General features: G+C 34.6%; 21 protein-coding genes. 9 read left to right on the top strand and 12 right to left on the bottom strand.

Going from position 1 to position 18,911, the window contains the following annotated elements:
- Positions 1–65: 65 nt before the first annotated feature.
- From CVO_RS00305 to CVO_RS00280, 6 genes are read left to right on the top strand one after another with little or no spacing between them, the layout of a single operon-like run.
- Positions 66–371 (top strand): c-type cytochrome, encoded by a 306-nt coding sequence (locus CVO_RS00305; RefSeq protein ID WP_159569337.1) that lies wholly within the window; start codon positions 66–68, stop codon positions 369–371.
- A complete protein-coding gene (locus tag CVO_RS00300) occupies positions 371–1,492 on the top strand; it encodes a radical SAM/SPASM domain-containing protein (protein ID WP_159569335.1) in 1,122 nt (373 codons plus the stop codon). The genes CVO_RS00305 and CVO_RS00300 overlap by 1 nt, the downstream gene beginning before the upstream one ends.
- Positions 1,492–2,628: a cytochrome D1 domain-containing protein gene (locus tag CVO_RS00295; protein WP_159569333.1), complete on the top strand. Its 1,137-nt coding sequence runs from the start codon at positions 1,492–1,494 to the stop codon at positions 2,626–2,628. Before CVO_RS00300 ends, CVO_RS00295 begins: the two co-directional genes overlap by 1 nt.
- Positions 2,628–3,368: a uroporphyrinogen-III C-methyltransferase gene (gene cobA, locus CVO_RS00290; protein ID WP_152300138.1), complete on the top strand. Its 741-nt coding sequence runs from the start codon at positions 2,628–2,630 to the stop codon at positions 3,366–3,368. Before CVO_RS00295 ends, cobA begins: the two co-directional genes overlap by 1 nt.
- The gene (locus CVO_RS00285) at positions 3,361–4,890 is read left to right on the top strand and encodes an oxygen-binding di-iron domain-containing protein (RefSeq protein ID WP_159569331.1); all 1,530 of its coding nucleotides are present in this window, start codon (positions 3,361–3,363) and stop codon (positions 4,888–4,890) included. Before cobA ends, CVO_RS00285 begins: the two co-directional genes overlap by 8 nt.
- Positions 4,877–5,566, top strand: coding sequence for a response regulator transcription factor (locus CVO_RS00280; RefSeq protein ID WP_159569329.1), 690 nt, complete (start codon positions 4,877–4,879; stop codon positions 5,564–5,566). Before CVO_RS00285 ends, CVO_RS00280 begins: the two co-directional genes overlap by 14 nt.
- A 23-nt stretch (positions 5,567–5,589) precedes the next feature.
- Here CVO_RS00280 and CVO_RS00275 read toward each other — a convergent pair whose 3' ends face one another.
- Genes CVO_RS00275 through CVO_RS00230 form a run of 10 tightly spaced genes read right to left on the bottom strand, consistent with a single transcriptional unit; the run spans position 5,590 to position 14,843 of the window.
- Positions 5,590–6,291, bottom strand: coding sequence for a tetratricopeptide repeat protein (locus CVO_RS00275; RefSeq protein WP_159569327.1), 702 nt, complete (start codon positions 6,289–6,291; stop codon positions 5,590–5,592).
- Between the two features lie 24 nt (positions 6,292–6,315).
- A complete protein-coding gene (locus tag CVO_RS00270) occupies positions 6,316–7,539 on the bottom strand; it encodes a dicarboxylate/amino acid:cation symporter (protein WP_152300142.1) in 1,224 nt (407 codons plus the stop codon).
- A 13-nt stretch (positions 7,540–7,552) separates the two neighbouring features.
- Entirely contained in the window at positions 7,553–8,881 is a 1,329-nt protein-coding gene (mgtE, locus tag CVO_RS00265) for a magnesium transporter (RefSeq protein ID WP_152300143.1), read from the bottom strand.
- A 12-nt stretch (positions 8,882–8,893) separates the two neighbouring features.
- The gene (locus tag CVO_RS00260) at positions 8,894–9,418 is read right to left on the bottom strand and encodes a YceI family protein (RefSeq protein WP_159569325.1); all 525 of its coding nucleotides are present in this window, start codon (positions 9,416–9,418) and stop codon (positions 8,894–8,896) included.
- Positions 9,419–9,463: 45 nt separating this feature from the next.
- Entirely contained in the window at positions 9,464–10,372 is a 909-nt protein-coding gene (locus CVO_RS00255) for a hypothetical protein (RefSeq protein WP_159569323.1), read from the bottom strand.
- Positions 10,369–11,910 carry a heme-copper oxidase family protein gene (locus CVO_RS00250; RefSeq protein WP_159569321.1) on the bottom strand — a complete coding sequence of 514 codons (1,542 nt, stop codon included), beginning with the start codon at positions 11,908–11,910 and terminating at the stop codon, positions 10,369–10,371. The genes CVO_RS00255 and CVO_RS00250 overlap by 4 nt, the downstream gene beginning before the upstream one ends.
- Entirely contained in the window at positions 11,894–12,517 is a 624-nt protein-coding gene (locus CVO_RS00245) for an ABC transporter ATP-binding protein (protein WP_159569319.1), read from the bottom strand. The genes CVO_RS00250 and CVO_RS00245 overlap by 17 nt, the downstream gene beginning before the upstream one ends.
- Positions 12,514–13,587, bottom strand: coding sequence for an ABC transporter permease (locus CVO_RS00240; protein WP_241690977.1), 1,074 nt, complete (start codon positions 13,585–13,587; stop codon positions 12,514–12,516). Before CVO_RS00240 ends, CVO_RS00245 begins: the two co-directional genes overlap by 4 nt.
- Positions 13,584–14,054 carry a hypothetical protein gene (locus tag CVO_RS00235; RefSeq protein ID WP_159569317.1) on the bottom strand — a complete coding sequence of 157 codons (471 nt, stop codon included), beginning with the start codon at positions 14,052–14,054 and terminating at the stop codon, positions 13,584–13,586. The genes CVO_RS00240 and CVO_RS00235 overlap by 4 nt, the downstream gene beginning before the upstream one ends.
- 42 nt (positions 14,055–14,096) lie before the next feature.
- Entirely contained in the window at positions 14,097–14,843 is a 747-nt protein-coding gene (locus tag CVO_RS00230) for a metallophosphoesterase (RefSeq protein ID WP_159569315.1), read from the bottom strand.
- 80 nt (positions 14,844–14,923) lie between these two features.
- Between CVO_RS00230 and CVO_RS00225 the strand changes: the two genes are divergently transcribed.
- The 3 genes from CVO_RS00225 to CVO_RS00215 all read left to right on the top strand — a co-directional run bounded on the left by CVO_RS00225 (position 14,924) and on the right by CVO_RS00215 (position 17,917).
- Positions 14,924–15,514, top strand: a complete 591-nt coding sequence (locus CVO_RS00225; RefSeq protein WP_159569313.1) for a lipid-binding SYLF domain-containing protein — start codon at positions 14,924–14,926, stop codon at positions 15,512–15,514.
- 59 nt (positions 15,515–15,573) lie between these two features.
- A complete protein-coding gene (locus CVO_RS00220; RefSeq protein ID WP_152300146.1) occupies positions 15,574–16,020 on the top strand; it encodes a DUF3015 family protein in 447 nt (148 codons plus the stop codon).
- A gap of 88 nt (positions 16,021–16,108) precedes the next feature.
- Complete coding sequence (locus CVO_RS00215; RefSeq protein WP_502707874.1) at positions 16,109–17,917, top strand: Lnb N-terminal periplasmic domain-containing protein; 1,809 nt, start codon at positions 16,109–16,111, stop codon at positions 17,915–17,917.
- Between the two features lie 6 nt (positions 17,918–17,923).
- On the opposite strand, the gene CVO_RS00210 is transcribed toward CVO_RS00215, so the two are convergent.
- Positions 17,924–18,586, bottom strand: a complete 663-nt coding sequence (locus CVO_RS00210; RefSeq protein ID WP_241690976.1) for an AMIN domain-containing protein — start codon at positions 18,584–18,586, stop codon at positions 17,924–17,926.
- 45 nt (positions 18,587–18,631) lie between these two features.
- Positions 18,632–18,910, bottom strand: coding sequence for a bZIP transcription factor (locus tag CVO_RS00205; RefSeq protein WP_152300149.1), 279 nt, complete (start codon positions 18,908–18,910; stop codon positions 18,632–18,634).
- Position 18,911 lies beyond the last annotated feature (1 nt).

Genomic DNA, 18,911 nt, shown 5'->3' with positions numbered 1-18,911 from the left:
ACATTTATAAGCCATAATTCAAGCTTATTTTAGTTAAAATAATATATCAAAGCAAAAGAAAAATTATGAAAAAAATTATAGCAGTAATATTGAGTTTAATTTCATTTTTATCTGCAAATGAGTTGGACGGGAAGAAAGTTTTTGAAACTTATTGCTGGGGTTGTCATCACCAGAGTGCTGAAGCTTTCGGTCCATCTTTTAGTGAAATTGCTTCCAAGCGAACATATGAAGAGATACAAGCTTATATTTTAGACCCTGAATCAATGTATAAGGCTTTTGGGTACAAACGAACAGTTATGACAAAAATTAAACTAACCGACGAAGAGAGAGAGGCTATTGCAAAATATGTACTCTTATATAAAGGCAAATAATGTTTAGATTATCCAATTTAATATCTTCAGTTGTTGAAGACAAACCAGAAAGAGTTCTTGGGAGCTCAATAGCAATATGGAATTTTACCAATAGATGCAACCTCTCATGTCTTCACTGCTACTCAAAATCAACCTTGGATGAAGTTGACACACTTACAACTGAGCAAATTAAAAAAACAATACTAGAGATGAAAGAAAACGGCGTAAAATTTATCATCTTCTCTGGCGGCGAGCCTCTTACAAGAAAAGATCTTTTTGAAATTGCCGATTTTTGCAAAGAGAATGGAATCATCACCTATCTCTCCAGCAACGGCCTCTATTTTACAACAGGAAATATACAGCGCATAGTGGACACATTTACATATGTCGGTGTAAGCATAGATGGAGATGAACCTACTCATGACTATTTCCGCGGACTAAAAGGTGCATTTACTCAAACGCTTAAAGCTGTTCGTCTTGCTATAGAAACCGGAGCTAAAATCGGGATCCGTTTTACTCTTACAAAAGATACGGTAAATTCCTTAGAGTATATTTTTAACTTAGCTGAACAAGAGAATATTCCAAAAATCTATATTTCTCATCTTGTCTACTCCGGTCGTGGTTTAGACAACTTAAAAATGGATCTCTCAAAAGAGCAGAGAAGAAAGTCTGTAGAGTTTATCCTTGACAAAGCGTTTGAATATCATAAAACAGGCAGAGACATTGAGATAGTAACCGGAAATATGGAACAAGATGCAGTTCTGTTTTTAGATAGATTTGCTCTTGAATATCCTGACTTAAAAGATACAATGAGAGAGCGTTTGGTTAGCTGGGGCGGAAACAGTGCCGGACGGAAACTTTTAAATATAAACAGCGAAGGTGATGTAAGACCGGATCCATTCTTTCCCTTAACCGTTGGAAATATAATAGAACAAAATTTCGGTGATATCTGGAAAGGCGGTGAACTTCTAGACCAACTGCGCATCCATCCAAGAACACAAATCAGCGGTATATGTTCAAACTGCCAACAGATAGATATATGTAACGGCGGCTCAAGAGCGAGAGCTTATGCTATTACAGGTGATTTATGGAGTGAAGATCCATCATGTTATTTAACTGAACAAGAGAGAAGGAAGCATTAATGAGAACAAAAAAAATTTTACTGGGAGCCTCATTAATTGCGGCCATTTTCACTACTTTAAGTGCAAAAGGAGTAAATCCTGTACTTGCAATGTTAAATACGCAAGAGAAATTTTTTGTCGTTGAGAGAGAAGACGAATCCTTAGCAATAATAGAGCAAGGCATGACAAAAGGCTATTTAACTGGAGTTCATAATATGAACCACGGTGTTGTGAAATTTTATGACAAAGACGGCTATGTTATTTCACGCGACGGGTATATAGTAAAATTTGACCCTGAAGCAGAAAAAATACTCAAAGAGCGCAAAACAAGTGACAGCGCTATTGGCTTTACGGTAGCGAAAAATTACATAGCTGTTGCAAACTATGCTAAAAAAAGTGTTGATATTTTAGATAGAGATTTGAATCCTATTCAGTCTTTTGAAACAGGTTCAAAAAATGTAGGTATAAAAAAATATAAAAATTATCTTGTTTTCTCCCAAATGAATAATGACAAAATTACTGTACTAAAAGATAAAAATGAGGGCAAAGATCTACCGCATTTTGAAATATACAAAGAGTTTGAAAATGTTGGAGTTATGCCTTTTGATGCAATGATAAAAAACAACAACTTTATCACAGGATTTTTCAAAAGTGATTTTTTTGGTGTTGTAGATTTGGATACTATGAAGTACTCAAAAATCAAAATTTTACTTGGAGACAGAAAACCAGTTTTAAAAGTTCCTCATTTTGGATTTTGGAGCATAAGTGATGAGAATGTCTTTATTCCTGCAGTTGGAGATAACAAAGTTTTAGTTTACACTTCTGATTTTAAATTTGTAAAAAATATCGAGACAGAAGGTCTTCCGGTCTTTACTGCACTTAGCCCCGACAAAAAATATATGGCTGTTACATTTAGTGGTGAAAAATTTCCTGTAATTCAAATTATTGATACAAAAACTCTTGAAATTATTAAAAGATTTGAATTTGATGGAAAAGTTTTACATGTTAGATGGTCGGGCAATAGACCAAATCTTTATGTATCCGTAAACGATACAAATAAAATAGCGGTTATAAATACAAAAGATTGGTATCTTTCCCGCGAAATATTTAATGTTAAAAAACCATCAGGTATATTTATTTACGAAGAGGCAAAATAATGGGCAAAGTTTATTTAACAGGCGCCGGTCCGGGTGATATAGAACTTTTAACCTTAAAAGCATTTAGAGTTATAAAAGAGGCTGATGTTATAATATATGACCGCTTGGCCAATCCGGATATCCTAAAAGAGGCAAAAAATGGCTGCCATTTTGTTTATGTAGGAAAAGAAGATGGCAAACATATTGTTCCTCAAGATGATATTAATGAAATAATTTATCAAAATTCATTAAAACATGAAAATGTAGTTCGCTTAAAAGGAGGAGATCCTTTTGTATTTGGACGCGGCGGAGAAGAGGCGCTTTATCTTCAAGAGCGCGGAATTAAATATGACATAATCCCCGGAATAACATCTGCCATAAGCGCTCCTGCATATGCCGGAATACCTGTGACACATAGGGGTGTTGCAGTTAGTTTTCGAGTTGTAACAGGACATGAATCTCCAAATAAAAAAGAGTCTCAAATTCCTTGGAAAAATTTCAAAACTGATGATACTATTGTTTTTTTAATGGGTCTGCACAACCTTCCGGAAATATCTAAAAAGCTTATAGAGGTTGGCAAACCAAATGATTATCCATGTGCTGTTATATCAAAAGGAACAACAAAAGAGCAAATTGTAGTTGTAGGAACACTTGAAAATATAGTTGAAAAAACAAATGATATTCCTACCCCTGCACTTATAGTTGTCGGCAAAGTAGTACAATTAAGAGAACAGTTAAAATGGTTTGGAGAAAATGTCTAAACACCTTAATACTTCAGAAGCAGTGCTAATTGCACCAAATATCTACTGGGTTGGTATGCACTTAAAAGATGACCCTTTTCAGTGCCATCCCTACCTTATAAAAAATGCAAACGAATCGATTCTTATTGATCCAGGTTCCATGCTTGAGTTTGAAGAGACAATAAGAAAAGTAAAAAGCATCATTGATATTAATGCCGTCAAATATATTATACTGCATCATCAAGATCCAGACTTAGCAGCTGCAGTTCCGGAGATTGAAAAGCTTATCAACAGAGCAGATCTGCAGATAGTAACCCACTCTAGAATATCTCTTTTAATTAAACACTATCTAATAACATCAAGCTACTATAATATAGACAAAAACAACTATACTCTGCTAACTTCAAACGGTTTAAAACTAGATTTTTTGACAACACCCTACTGTCACTCTCCAGGTGCATTTGTAACATACGAACCAGATTCAAAGGTTCTGTTTTCAGGTGATATTTTTGGAGGTCTTGAAGAGTCTTGGGATTTTTATGCAGATGAGACCTATTTTGAAAAAGCAAAACTTTTTCATAAGGAGTATATGCCGAGTAAAGATATTTTTAATTATGCTCTTTGTAAAATAGAAAAACTTGATATCAATTTAATAGCACCTCAACATGGTTCTATGATAGAGAAAAAATATATCCCTAAATTGATTGAGGATATGAAAAATCTTGATTGTGGGTTATATATAGAAGAGAAGTATAATCAAGAATTAATAGACATTATAAAAGAGCTGCAAAAGAAAGAGCGCGCTTTAAAAGAGCGTAACTTACTTCTTTTTGAACAGTCAAAAAGAGCAGAAATCGGTGAAATGATTGGAAATATAGCACATCAATGGCGGCAGCCTTTAGCAATTATCAACACTTCATTAGCAATCTTAAAAGAAAAAAACAGAGCAGGATTGCTTAACGAAGATGAGATAGCTGATAAATTAGAAAAAATGGAAAAACGCGTTATATATATGTCTGAAACGATAGAAGATTTTATGACTTACTATACCCCAAACAAAGAGAAATCTTGGTTTAGCGTATGCGAAGCTGTAGAAAAAGCGCTTGACATTGTAAATATAAAATCTAATGAGAGAGGCGTTAAATTAAATCTTTTCATTAATAATGAATATAAAATTTATGGACTAATAAATGAGTTTATTCAAGTAATAGTTTCGATTTTATCCAATATAAATGATTTAATAACAATAAAAAATTTAAAAAATACAGATGTAAAAATCTCACTTTATATAGATTCTGACTATACAACTCTTACAATAGAGGATAATTGTGGAGGGATTAATGAAAAAAATTTAAATAAAATATTTGATCCCTATTTTACTACAAAACATAAATCAATGGGAACCGGTCTTGGTCTGCATATAGCAAAAATGATTATAGAAGAGAATATGAATGGCTCTTTAAGTGCAAAAAACATATATAATATTAACAATGAAAAAATTGGGGCAAAATTTACCATAAAGATGAAAAATGAAAATCAATAAAATTAAAGATATATCTATTCTACTGGCTGAAGATGAAACAGAATTGCGTGAAACTCTATCTGAATATTTGCAGATATTTTTTAGCAGAGTCTACACGGCAGCATGTGGAAATGAAGCGTATGATATTTATAAACAAAAGAGACCAAATATTATTTTAACAGATATCTATATGCCCAATCTTGACGGGCTTGATATGATTGCCAAAATAAGAAAAGATGATCAAGAGACCAAAATTATTGTAATAAGTGCTCACTCTGAGCAGGAGAAACTTCTTAAAGCAATAAAACTTCATCTTGAAACATACCTTATCAAACCAATAAAAACGGATGTATTAAAGCAGGTACTCTTTGACACAGTAGAATTAATCAGAAAAACTACAAATCGAACTTATATTAATGATACCACTTACTGGGATAATGACACAAATACACTTTGGACTGGCTCTAAAGAGATTAAACTTAGAAAAATGGAAAATTTACTCTTAAAACTCCTTTTTTCTGAGCCTAACCACTGCTTTTCTGCTGAAGAAATTTTTAAATTTCTTCATGAAGGAAAAGAGAAAAAAGAGTTTTCAATGCATGCCATAACATCACTTATGAAAAGAATTCGTACAAAACTTCCAGATAATACTATTCATAATATATATGGATCTGGGTATAAAATAACTCCTATGTAGAGATTTTAAAAAAATCTTTGCTATTAATATTTTTCTAATTTATACTCTTTATAAAGTATTTCTGCCTCTTTATCTCCAATATCAATAGCTTTTTGTGCCCACTTTTTTGCTTTATCAAACTCTTCTAATTGACAATAGAGTTCTGCAAGAAGATAATAGGCACTATCATCTCCGTTTTTTGCATTTTTTTCAAGCCATTTAGACGCCTCTTCAAACTTAAGAAGCTGCATATATATTCGCCCAATATTTTGTTCGGCTTTTTGATGTCCTGCACTTGCGGCACGCTCCAGTAACTCTACACTTTTTGTTACATTTGCATCAACTCCATCACCGTTATAATACATAAGCGCAAGATTGTATTGGGCGTTAGAATTGTTTTGTTCAGATGATTTACTTAAATACTCAAACGCTTTTTTTGTATCTTTTTTAACATTGTGACCTCCCAAATAGATCATACCCAGATCATATTGAGCTGCAGAATTGTTGCCATATGCTGCCTTTTGCAGCCAATATATAGATTTATCAATATTTTTTTCTACTCCCAAGCCATTTGCGTAGAGATAACTAAGAGCGCTCTGTGCCGTTGTATCACCCTCTTTTGCACTCTTTTCATATAACTCAAAGGCTCTGACATAATCACTTTTTTTAAAAGCTTCTAGGGCTTCTTTGTTATCTGCTTCCAAAGTAAGCAACAATATAATTCCAACCAATATAAGTTTTAACATGCAAACTCTTTTCTTTTTTTACAATTATACATTTTGCTTTTTAATTTTTTGTAATTGATCAACAATTTTTACAACAACCAAATCAGATGTAACATTTAAAGATGTTCTAGCCATATCTAAAATTCTATCAACTGCAATAATTAAAGCTATATATTCAACTGCCAAGCCAAGCTGATTCAAAATAACAACCATCATAACCAAAGAAGCGCTGGGCAAAGCTGCAACGCCGACACTTAGAGCAACAACAGTTACTCCTAAAAGAAATTGATCCGCAAAACTTAAATCAACACCTGCCAAATGAGAAATATAAAGAACGGCTATTGTTAAATATGCCGCTGTTCCATCCATAGAAACCGTTGCTCCAAGAGGAAGAACAAAAGATGCATTTTTTTTATCAACTCCGCCAACCTCCTCTACAACACGCATAGATACAGGAAGTGTTGCTGTACTTGATGCAGTAGAAAAAGCCATTATCGAAGCTTCGCGAACATCACTCAAATATTTAAAGGGGTTGACACGGCCAAAAAAGCCCAATATCGCAGGTAAAGTTACTAGAGCATGAACAAGCAAAACAGATATAACCATCACTACATATTTCCACAACCCAACAATAACATCAACACCTTGCTCAGCGATCACATAAGAGATAAGACTAAATACACCTATAGGTGTCATCTTAATAACCCACTCTGCCATTATAAGTATCGCATTTGTTACAGCACTAAAAAAATCAAGCATTAGAAGCTGTCTCTCTTTTTTCAGGTGCAAAGAGGCTATGGCAAAAAGAGCCGAAAAAACGATAATCTGCATCATAGATCCCTCTGCCAAAGCATGAAATATATTTGTTGGAATAAAACTAAGTATCATTGCATCAAAAGAAAACGGCGCTACTTCAGAAGCTTTTAAGTACTCCAAACCTTGCACTGATATCTCATTTCCTATAGGTACAATATTCATAACTGTTATAGCAGTAAGAACTGCCAATGCAGTTGTCAAAAGATATAAGCCAATTGTATTAAGCCCGATATTTTTTAGACTCTGTAAGTTTCCAAGTCCCATTATAGAGACATATATGCTTGAAAAAACCAGCGGCACTACCAACATTTTTAAAAAACTGATAAAAATCTGCCCTATAACTTGCTGTTTTAGTGCCATTTCCGGTAAAAAAATTCCAAAAAGCACCCCTAAAACAATCCCTAAAAAAACCAGTCTGTTAGTTGTGGAATACTTTTTAATTTTTTGTATCATAAAATCATCAACTCTATAATAATATATATGTTGCTAAAGCCAAAAAGCTAAAAAAGCCTACAACATCAGTTACCGTAGTTAAAATTACTGTACTGCCGATTGCAGGATCAATATCTATTTTTTTAAGAAAAAGAGGAATAGCGGCTCCGAAAAAACCTGCCATTAACAAATTTATCACCATGCTTAAAGCAATAACAACTCCCAGCATATTTATATTAAACCATATTGCAGCTACTATACCCATAACAACCGCAAAAATCAATCCATTCATAAGTGATATAAGAATCTCTTTTTTAATTATCCGCATAGCATCGCCTTTAGAGATCCCTCCAAGAGCCAGCTGCCTTACAACAACTGTTAAGCTTTGTGTTCCCGCATTTCCGCCCATTGAAGCAACAATAGGCATTAAAACGGCAAGTGCAACCATGCTCTCAAGCGTATCAGCAAAAAGACCAATAACCATTGAGGCAAATATAGCTGTAAAAAGATTTATTCCAAGCCATGATGCTCTTTTTTTACCTGCTCTAAATATTTCATCATACTCTTCAGCGTCATCATCAACTCCGGCTAAATGATACATCTGCTCAGTTGCATGTTCATTGATAATATCATAAATATCATCCGAAGTTATGCGCCCCAGCAAGATTCCATACGCATTGACAATTGGCATAACAGAGAGATCATACTCCTCAAAATAGTGTACTACATCTTTAATATTTTCTCTATCTTCTGCTTTTTTAGGCTCAAAACTATCTTCACTCTGTTCTATATTTTCCAATAGTGTTTTTTTAAAATCAAAAACCAGCAAATCATCCAAGCCAACCGTATAAAGAAGTCTATTATCACTGCTTACAATAAAAAGATTTTGGATATTTTCTATTACTTTGGATTTTCTAAGTTCTGCAAATCTTCTAATAACATCATGCACAATCTCATTCTTATAAGCCGTGAATATTTCAAGCTGCATATATGCACCGGCTTCCTCTTCTTCATATGTTTGAAGTTTGATTATCTCTTTTCTGTCCTCTTCATCAAGAGTATCAAAAACTTCAGAAGCAATATTTTCATCAAGCTCTTCAAGTTCATGCATAAAATCAACTTGATCATCTGATTCAAGTTCAGATACTGCATGTTTTAACTCATCTACACTGAGATTTTCTACAATATCATCAAAATATCTATCTGGGAGAGCAAGTGCCACATCGCCTATTAAATCTTTTGGTACAAGTTTTATTGCTGCACTAAATTCAGCATCATCAAGCTGTTTTAATATTTTTGCTATATCTGAAGGATGGATTTCACTTCGCTCATGGGCATTTAAGTACTCTTCTAGTTTATTCATGCCAAAGCTCCCTTAAAATGCAGCTTTAATAAATAGATCAACTTGGTCACGAACACACATAAACATCAAACAAGGCATCTCAATTTCGTAATCGCTCATTAAAATATTCGAGGTTGCCTCTATAACTAAACTGCCCTCAACGCTTCTTATTTTAGCCTCTGCGCTCAACTCTCTCTTCTCTCCATGGAAATCAAGCGTGCCGTTGATGACATAACCATCTTCTTGCTCTGTTTTTACTATATTAGATATTGTGTAAGTAGCAAAAGCAAATTTATCCGCTTCAATCTCTTTGTACATGCTCTTATCTCTATCGCTCTTATCGCTTGTAAAAAGAGTCATCTCAACCCAAAATTTGCCCCTAATAGTAGTAATATCACTGTTTTCTATAGTTATATCTGCTTTTAGATGATTATTTATGGGATCAATAGTTTTATCCATTATCATCTCTGTATGTGCAGCTACATAACCACTTTTTAACTCTAAGTTGATTGCAAAAAGTGGGAGTGTCAAAAGCAACATCGTAAATATTTTTTTCATATTAAACCTACCTATTATTTAAGTTATTACTATTTTAGCATATATTTAATGCAGAATTCCCGAAAGAGCAACCGCCAAGCCGAGACCCGACGCCATCCAACCGACAAATATCATCATAAAAGCGAGTTTTAGCATACTAGCTTCTTTGCTTAAAGTCGTAAAAACCACAACATTGTAGTATGAAATGGTAAAAGGGTAGAGCATAGCAAGCGCAAAAGCCCACTCTAAATAAGAAAGTGCATAACTTCCTATAAAGAGCGCAGTTATTAAAACATGCTTCTTTGTTTTTGAGAAGTTGATAAAATATGCACCAAGAAGCCCCAAAAGATGAAATATTATGATTGTAAATGTGTACTCTGACCAGATATCTATACCCGAATGCCTAGAGAGCGTTTCAAAAAGATTTGAGTCTAAAAATATCCATATCATAAGAGGTAAATATTGTAAATAAGGGTGCGAAACCTCTTTAGAATCCGTTTCAACCCTGTAATCTCTAAGTGCAAATACACTTAAAAGCGCAATTAGGCTAAAAAGAACTGCCATGTAAACTCTGTTATTTGCATCATATATAAAAAAGTAAGTGCCTATCGTATAGGCGATAGCAAGTGCAAAAAGCAGCTCCCGCTGCTGTTTTGCTTTAAAGAGATATACGCCAAGCGGAGCCATAATGCCGACGGATAGACCCAAAAGAGCAAGGGTAATTATATTGTAGTCGGGATATGAAAATGAGAGTGTTAACTGCAAGCATAAAGCAATTATTATCTTATGAAGAGGATTACTGATTCCACCCCAAGAAAAGCCCCCTAAAACCGTTCCTAAAACACCCCCTATAAACATAGGAAAAAGTGTTTGCAAATCAGAGTTGTAGTGCTCGGCAACTCCGGTTTGAATTATCAAGAGATAGTAACAAAGCTCAAACCCAAGGAGTAAAACAAGAGCTGCAGAGTGAATCATAGGCGGCTTCTAAAGATAAGATATAAAAGAGCATAAGAGATATCATAAAGACCCACAAGAAGCCCGAGCATATCTATCGTCCCTAGATAAAAGAGGCAAAGAAAGATAGTTCCGGTAATCAGGCGGGCAATTGAAGTAAAATGTGCCAAAAGATGCGCCTCTTTTGTTACGCCTGCAAGATGCAAGATACCGACAAAACCCATGAAACCAAAAACCAGATAGTAGTACGGAGTAAAATGAAGTCCTAAAAATTCAAAGAGTACCGGCGCTGATAAAAAGAGAATAAGCGCACCCAAACCATCCGATGCAAAGCCGTTTAAATGGTAGAGTTGAAGCAGCGAAATTCTCTTTATGTTCATCTTTTTAATTATGTAATAGACCAAACCGGTAACTCCGATAATACCGCCAAAAAGACGAATCCACCACATTGAGACGACATCAATTTTAAAAACTCCCGCTTCATCAAAACCCGCCAACGTAAGCGAGATAAAAATAACTCCCATAACAGAGAGCCAAAAGTGCATAAAACTCTTTGGCAGCTTATAAAAATAGTTTAAAATACTAAGCGACATAAAAAATATACCCAGACCGATAGCGGCATGAGCATGAGCTACTACCAAATCGTTTCTATGAAACGGCCAGCGAATCTCGGGAATAAAAAGGATATTGCCTTGAATCATGACAAACAAAAACACCCAGATTGAGATAACCAAATAAGGTGTGGATTTGAGAGTAAGTTTTGCGTCTTTACACCACTTTAGCAAAAGCGGGGCGTATGCAAAAGTCAGCCACTGATAAACCCACTCCTCGTTATATGAAAGCTCTCCTGCAAAGATACGCGTCGCAACCGAGAGAGCGTATCCTGCAAGCGGAAGAATCCAAAAGATATGCCAGCGCGCCGTGAAGTTCTCTTTTGCATGTAGTTTTATCATAAGGTAAAAAAGAGGAATAAGCGTAAAGCTCATGCCCAAAGTATTATCGCCATGAGGTCCGATAAGAGTTTTTTCAACCTGCCCGTAAGTCGGATTCATCAAAACCAGAAGCGATATAGGTGCCGCAAAAAGAAGCGCTTTTGACACTTTTACCCAAAGCGGCGTTATCTCGTACTGCTTTATAGTTTTAAAGATACCGACTATATAAAAAATACCCGAAGCCGCAAGTATAAAGTTGAGTTCATAAGCAAAATCATAAAAAGGCAAACCTCTTTGAGCCCCCAAAGAGATAGATATAACCGCCATAAACAAAAAGAGATGCCATAACAAAAAGTAAGCTCTAAGCGGCTCTACCGCGCTTCTTAAGTCCAACTTGTCTTTTGCAAAAAGGGCAAAAGGGAGCAAAGAGAGAGCGAGCATAACCGGACCGTAGAGCATCAGCGTAATATGAAGCGAACGAGTAGTCGGTGCATTAAGCAGAGTATTGTCAAAATACGAAAATCCTAACATCTGAGCAGCATAAATGACACCCGCTGTAATAGAGCCTAAAAATATAAAAGCCCAAACAGGGATAACCGAATCTATTAATTTATAAAATTTGTCCATCTTTTAACCTGATTATTTGAGTTGCATAATTTTCTATCTGCATGTCATGAGAGGCGACGACTACCGTCGTACCTTTTTTTACCGCTTGGGCTAAAAGAGAGTAAACTATCTTAGAGTTTTTCGAATCCAGACTTCCGGTAGGCTCATCCGCAAAGATAATTTTTGGCTCATTTACAAGTGCGCGTGCAAGTGCCACGCGCTGCCTCTGCCCACCTGAAATCTCATTTGGATAACGAAAGGAGAGCTCTAAAATACCGAGTTCTTCAAGTATCTTGTTTATATTTTGTTTCTTATCTTCTAATGCAGCCAGAGCTATATTTTCATAAACACTGAGATAATTTATGAGATAGTGAAACTGAAAAACAAATCCTATCTTGCTTTGGCGAAAATAGTCTATGTTTTTAATCTCAAGAACAGACTCGCCTTCTATGAAAAGTTCCCCGCTTGAGGGTTTTAAAAGAGTTGAGAGAATGGAGAGAAGCGTTGATTTTCCGCTTCCGCTCTCTCCGCTTAAAAAGAGAAATTCGCCGTTTTTTATCTCAAACGAGAGGTCAAAAAGAACCTGCTCCGCGCCGTAAAAGTGTGAAACATGTGATGCCTGTATCATGCACATCCTTGATTTATAAGAAGTATCGGGTCTGTTTTAGATGCTATCCATGCAGGAAGCAGCGAACCCAAAAGCGCCATAAAAATAGTAGAGGCTAAAACATACAAAGCGGTACTTAACGAGAGTGTGCCGTTTACATACCCTTGAAGCATCTCAATATGCGGCAGCAGCGCCAAAATACCCAGACTTAAAAGAAGTGCAAAGATGTATGCTGAAATACTCATTATAAGTGTTTCAAAAAATAAATTTTTTATAATGAAAAAGCGGCTTTTCCCCAATGCACGCATAATACCAAACTCCTCTTTTCTGGAGTTTACAATCATGCTCATGACTGAAGCAATCCCCATAAGACCCATAGCAAAAGCAAGCGTTGAGATAACAAGAGATGAGTTTTCGATGATTTTAAACTGGTTATACTCTTTGACAAAATTTTGCGTTGTCTTTACCTCTATTTCGCTGCTTAAATCAGAGATTTTTTTGGCAATACTCTCTATTTCATTTGGAGAGGAAGATGAAACAAAGAGCATGGAGGCAGAGCGGTTAAACAGCACTCCCGCATCGGATATATTCATAACCAAACCGCCCTCTTCAAAACCTATTTCACTGCTATAAACACCAGATATTTCAAATTTTTTATTTCCTATATTTATGTTTGAGACAGAAAACTGCTTTGCAAGATTTTCACCCAGTATCACCTCGCCTTCTTTAGGATAAACCCCTCTAAGAAGCTTATAATGCTCAAAATGATTGGCGGTCGTACCGTAGATTCCTGCAATCGGAATATGACCTACAGGGGAAGCTCCCACTATCATGGCGTAACTTGAGGAGACATGTTTTAGCTCATTTATCTTTTGAATCAAGCCGATATCCACATTGGAGAAAAAAGTATCCGAGATGCCCTTTTGTGTGACGATAATATCCCCGTCACTATTAATCATCTTGGAGTACATTCCGATTACACCCTGAGATACGGAACTGATGAGAAAAATAGCCATTACAGCAATGGTAATGGATGAAAATATCAAAAGACTCTTAAGCGGATTTTTACGGAGTGCTTTTATTGCCGTCACTTTTCAATCGCCTCTTTTAGCTCTTGTTGCGTCGAAATATATCGTATCTCTTTGATTTTTGAGTCTTCTATAAAGAGAAGTGTTGCGCTATCTTCTTTGCTCGGCACAACCGTATCAAAACCTTTGTTATAGTTTATATAAAGAAGGTGTTTGTATTTTTTGAGTTTTGGCAGGGCAACAATATTTACAAAAAATGTTGGCATTTTGCTAATATCTGCAATAAAAACGGCTTTGTGCATCTGAAGATATGTTGCATCTTGCTCATCAAGATAACTATTGACAAACTTGCCTGTCTCTTTTTCAAAAGTTACAATAATTATCTTTGTCTCTTTTGGAATTGTAACTATCTCATCGCTTGGCATCTTAAACTCAAAGTCATTAACTCTTGAGATGGAGGATTTTACCTGCAAAAAATCTGAATAAAGCGTTGAAAAAAGGAGAGTTAAAAATAGAAAAAACTTATACACAATATTTTCCTTTAAATAAAATTTTATTATGCACAAGATTTGCTAATTGATTGTTAACACCGTTATTTCTTTTGGTGCTTTATATCTTATATTTAAACCCCAATATCCAATTCCATTACTAACATAAAGAGCTGTTTTTTTGTGCATATAGAATCCACTAAAATAGGGTTGAAAAAGTTTAACTAAAAAAGAAAAGGGATAAATTTGACCGCCATGCGTATGTCCGCTTAGCTGGAGATCTACGCGATGCTCACCAATTAAATAAACATCTTTTGGCTGATGTGTAAGCAGTATAGTCGGAAAATTCGAATCAAGATTTTTAAAAATATCTTTAATAGGTCTTTTTATTCCCCATATAAAACCATATCTATCGCTCAGCCCTGCGAGTTGAATAGTTGTGCCTTTTACATTTAAGCACACTATCCTATTATCTAAAAGCTCCACTCCGCTCTCTACCATGATTTCTTGTAAATTTCCAGCTCCATAAACCATATCATGGTTACCGGTAACATAATATGACTTGGCTTTTAAATTTTTAAAACTCCCCAAATGCTTTTGAATATTAAGAGCAGAAGTTTGAATTATATCACCGCTAAAGAGTACAAGATCAGGCTCTATTTGGTTGATTCTCTCCACAAGTTCTTCAAGATAGGAAGGATTGACTTTTGGCGTAATATGCAAATCAGACAACTGAATTATTTTTAAACTTTTTGGGGATAGGCAAAAAGTTTCTAAAGTAAGTGAAACATTTTTAAACGGAAATTCTTTCCACCCTTTTTGTATAGACATACTACTATCCTTTGTCACTTTGACTCATTTTCAAAAATTTATGATATTATTATTTTGACAAATATCAAAGGTGGCGATTGATGAAACATTTAAAACTTATTTTTAGCTTACTTCTTATTATTATACTATTCAACGGTTTTTGGTCAGGTAAGAGCAAAAATGAAGTACGCGAAGAGAATAGGCTTGAGAGGGCAAATCGCATTGAGCAGAGCAACCAAACCCTGCAGTTATTATATAAATATGCCCCAGAAGCAAAAAGAATGGTGTTTCGCTCTTACGGATATGCTACATTTAGCAATGTCGGAGTAAATCTTATCCTCCTCTCTGCAGAGGGAGGAAAAGGTCTTGCACATAACAACAAAACAGGAGTAAATACCTATATGAATATGGCTTCTGGAGGTGTTGGTTTAGGATTGGGCGTGAAAGATTTTAGAGCCGTTTTTCTTTTTGAGAACAAAAAAGCTTATGACACTTTTGTAAACTCCGGCTGGGAGGCAAATGCACAGGCTGATGCTGCTGCAAAATACGAAGACAAAGGCGGTTCAATCAATGCGGCAATTACTGTTGCTCCGGGTGTAAGACTCTACAAGCTGACACAAAACGGTTTGGCTCTGCAAGCTACAATTCAAGGAACAAAGTATTGGAGAGATGAAGAGCTAAATAAAAACTAATTTTTGATTAAGCTAATAAATCCTACAATAGTTTTATCTTAAATTTAAAAGGATATTAGATGAAAAAAATTTTAGTAAGCTTAGCGGCAGTTGTGGCATTAAGCTCTTCAATGATGGCTAATGTAAACAATCAAACAGGGTGTGGTCTTGGTTCAATGATTATCAAAGATGATTCAACTGCGATTATGCTGGCACTTCAGGCGACCACAAACGGGATTTTCGGAAATCAAACATTTGGTATCACATCAGGAACTTTAGGCTGTGAAAAAACTAAATTCGTTATGAATGAGAGAGCTCAAGAGTTTGTAGCTTCAAATATGGATCAACTTGCAAAAGAGATTGCTATTGGACACGGTGAAAGTATTGATACTTTAGCAGAACTTTTAGAAATATCTGACAAAGCTACTTTTTGTGCATCACTTCAAGAAAATTACAATAAAATTTACACAAGCCAAAATGTAGAAATGGCTGATGTACTTGATAACATCTCTGCTACAACTCTATAAAAACAGATAACCAAACATATTTTTTGTTTGGTTATACCCTATTTTCGGATATTAATTTTAGGATTTTTTCATTTTACTTAAATTTTTTTTGTTTATTCTTTTTTGCTTAACTTTCTTAAATGCTTCCGCGGATATCTACAAACAAAAAGCACAAGAATTAAACTTATCACAATCGCGATATTGGCATCTGCTGCTGCACATGGAAAAAGGAATCAGTGAAATAGACGATGATAGGTTTTTTATTGCAAAAGATGGAAAAACCAATGCAAACAGCGAATTAAATGCAACAATTGATGCTCTTTTCAATGAAAGCAGCTTTGATGACAATGCAACTGCATGCAGATTTCCGGCAAGAAAAGACTGGCTTAAAAAAGAGTTAAATATAACGCAACTTCCAGAAGTAGTATGCCAAAAGTACAACACTATAGTAAATAGATTAAATCCCAAGTCTGTTACATTGGTTTTCCCATCCGCGCATATCAACTCACCCGCTTCTATGTTTGGACACACTTTCTTACGCATTAACTCTGCATACAACTCCAAACTTCTCTCTTATGCCGTAAATTATGCTGCCGATGCAAATCCAGACGAAGAAAATGGTGTACTCTTTGCAGTAAAAGGACTTTTTGGAGGCTACTATGGAAGATACTCACTGCTCCCCTACTATGATAAACTTAAAGAGTATAGAGACAGCGAACAAAGAGATATTTGGGAGTATGACCTAGACCTTAGTGAAGAGGAGGTTCTTAGGATGATAAAGCATATTTGGGAGCTTAATGAGACACGCTCTTACTACTATTTTTTTACCGAAAACTGCTCTTACAATATGCTTTGGCTTCTAGAGACAGCAAGGCCGTCACTACATTTAAGAGAGTACTTTAACTATCAGGTAATTCCCCTTGAAACTGCTCATGCAGCTAACTTAGAAAATATAATAATAAAGAATTTTTTTAGACCTTCTAAAAGAACTACTCTTTTAAAATATGAAGAGCTAATAGATAAAAAATATATAAAAATGCCTATTTTGCTTAGTGATTCAAAGATGAAGATAGATAAAATCATGAATAACTCAGATATAAACACACAGCAAAAAAGATATATTATGGAAGCATCAATAGAACTGCTTGAGTATAAATTCAGCAAAAGCGAAATAGAAAAAAAGAGATATTTAAAACTTTTCCATGAACTCTCAAAAGCAAGAGCTACACTTGGACAAGGTGAAAAGCTAGATATTAAAACTCCTCCAAATCCCATTGAGAGTCATCGTGCTATAAAAACAACCATCGGTGCTGGTTTAAGAGACGGCGATGTTATTGGGTTTTTAGGTATTCGCCCTGCATATCATGATCTTGAAGATAGTAGCTATGGATTTTTAAGAGGAACTCAAATAGAGTTTATGAATCTCGAACTTTCTTATTCAGATGATGATTTAGAAGTTGAAAATGCGACAATACTCTCTATTGTTTCATTAGCTCAAAGATCTGAATTTTTTGAAAATTTCTCTTGGAGAACAAAATTTGGATGGGATAGAAATTCACTTGATTCTACAACTAGTTTTATAGGCACTGTAGGCATAGGTTTAAGCTGGGGAAATAAAATGGGCTATATCTACATTATGGCAGACCCACTTTTCTATCTTGGTGGAGAGGTAAAATCTGCAATAGGTGGCAGTCTCGGTGCTGTATTTGATATGTATAGTTATATGAACACAAATATAGAAGCTACTAGAAGATGGTATGACAGCGGTGACACACAATATCTTTTGGGAATCTCACAAAATTTTAAAGTATTACAAAATATTCAATTAAAATTCAAATATGATTATAAAGAGAGAAATTATTTTAACCAACAAGATTCAGAAAATACTTTTAAGATTAATGTAAACTACTATTTTTAAATATGCTTATTTTAATTTTATAAGATACCCTTCAGAGGTTTTTTCAAGTTTATAGCTTTTATATTTTTCAATTTCTATAACAACTCTATAGTAACCTTTATGACTTCCTACCCTAATTTCCTTAAAAACATTTTTTGGATTTTTTTTCAAATAACTTTTTAAATCCGTATCTCTTTTAAAATCAATAACTATTCTGTATGGATTTTCAAGTAAAAAATCTTTTATTATTTTATCTGATGTTACTAATTTTAAATTTGTATCTAGTGAAAAAAGAGATAGGTATTTTATAGATAAAATATTTTTATATGCTTCTTTTTTTTCATTTGCTCTCTCTTTAGAAGGTGTGGCTTTTAGCAGAATATTTTTTTGAGGCTCAATATAACTTTGTGATATAAAAATCGGAAGATGCCAATCAACAGAATTATTAAGCTCTATACTTTTACTTGTTACTGTTCCGTCATCATTTTTAAACTCTAATGTTACTTTTTGTAGTATTCTGGCTTGTTCAGGAAGAGTGATTGTCGCCCTTTGTAGCGGTAAATTTGTTCTGTTTTCATTTGTTATTAAAAAATTGTCTTCTTCTCCTTCAAAAGGGAAAAAAGGATTTTCTCTAGCATTTAACAAAACAAACAATAAAGAAGATATAAACAAAATTTTAATCAAACTCACCCCTTTCATTTATCTGCATCTAGTATACAAAAGAGAACTATAAAACTACTTTGCAGAGATCTCTTTTAATTCAAAATACTCTTTTTGCAGCTCTGCGTTCTCTGTTCTTAGTCTCTGTATCTCACTTTGCAAATACTCTTCATAATCCTGAAGTCCTAAAAAAACCTCTAAAGAATTTGTTCCATACAAAAGTATACCAATATAGATTCCTGTAGCAAAAACTAAGAAAACGAGCATTAAGAACTTTGTCAAAGATAAACCGAAATATTTTTGAGTAATACTCTGAGTATCGTCTATCCCTTCAAAAAGTTCCTCATTGTTCATA

It is taken from the genome of Sulfurimonas sp. CVO, from assembly GCF_009883775.1.
Taxonomy (GTDB): Bacteria; Campylobacterota; Campylobacteria; order Campylobacterales; family Sulfurimonadaceae; genus Sulfurimonas; species Sulfurimonas xiamenensis.
This window is presented reverse-complemented; position numbering and strand designations above follow the sequence as displayed.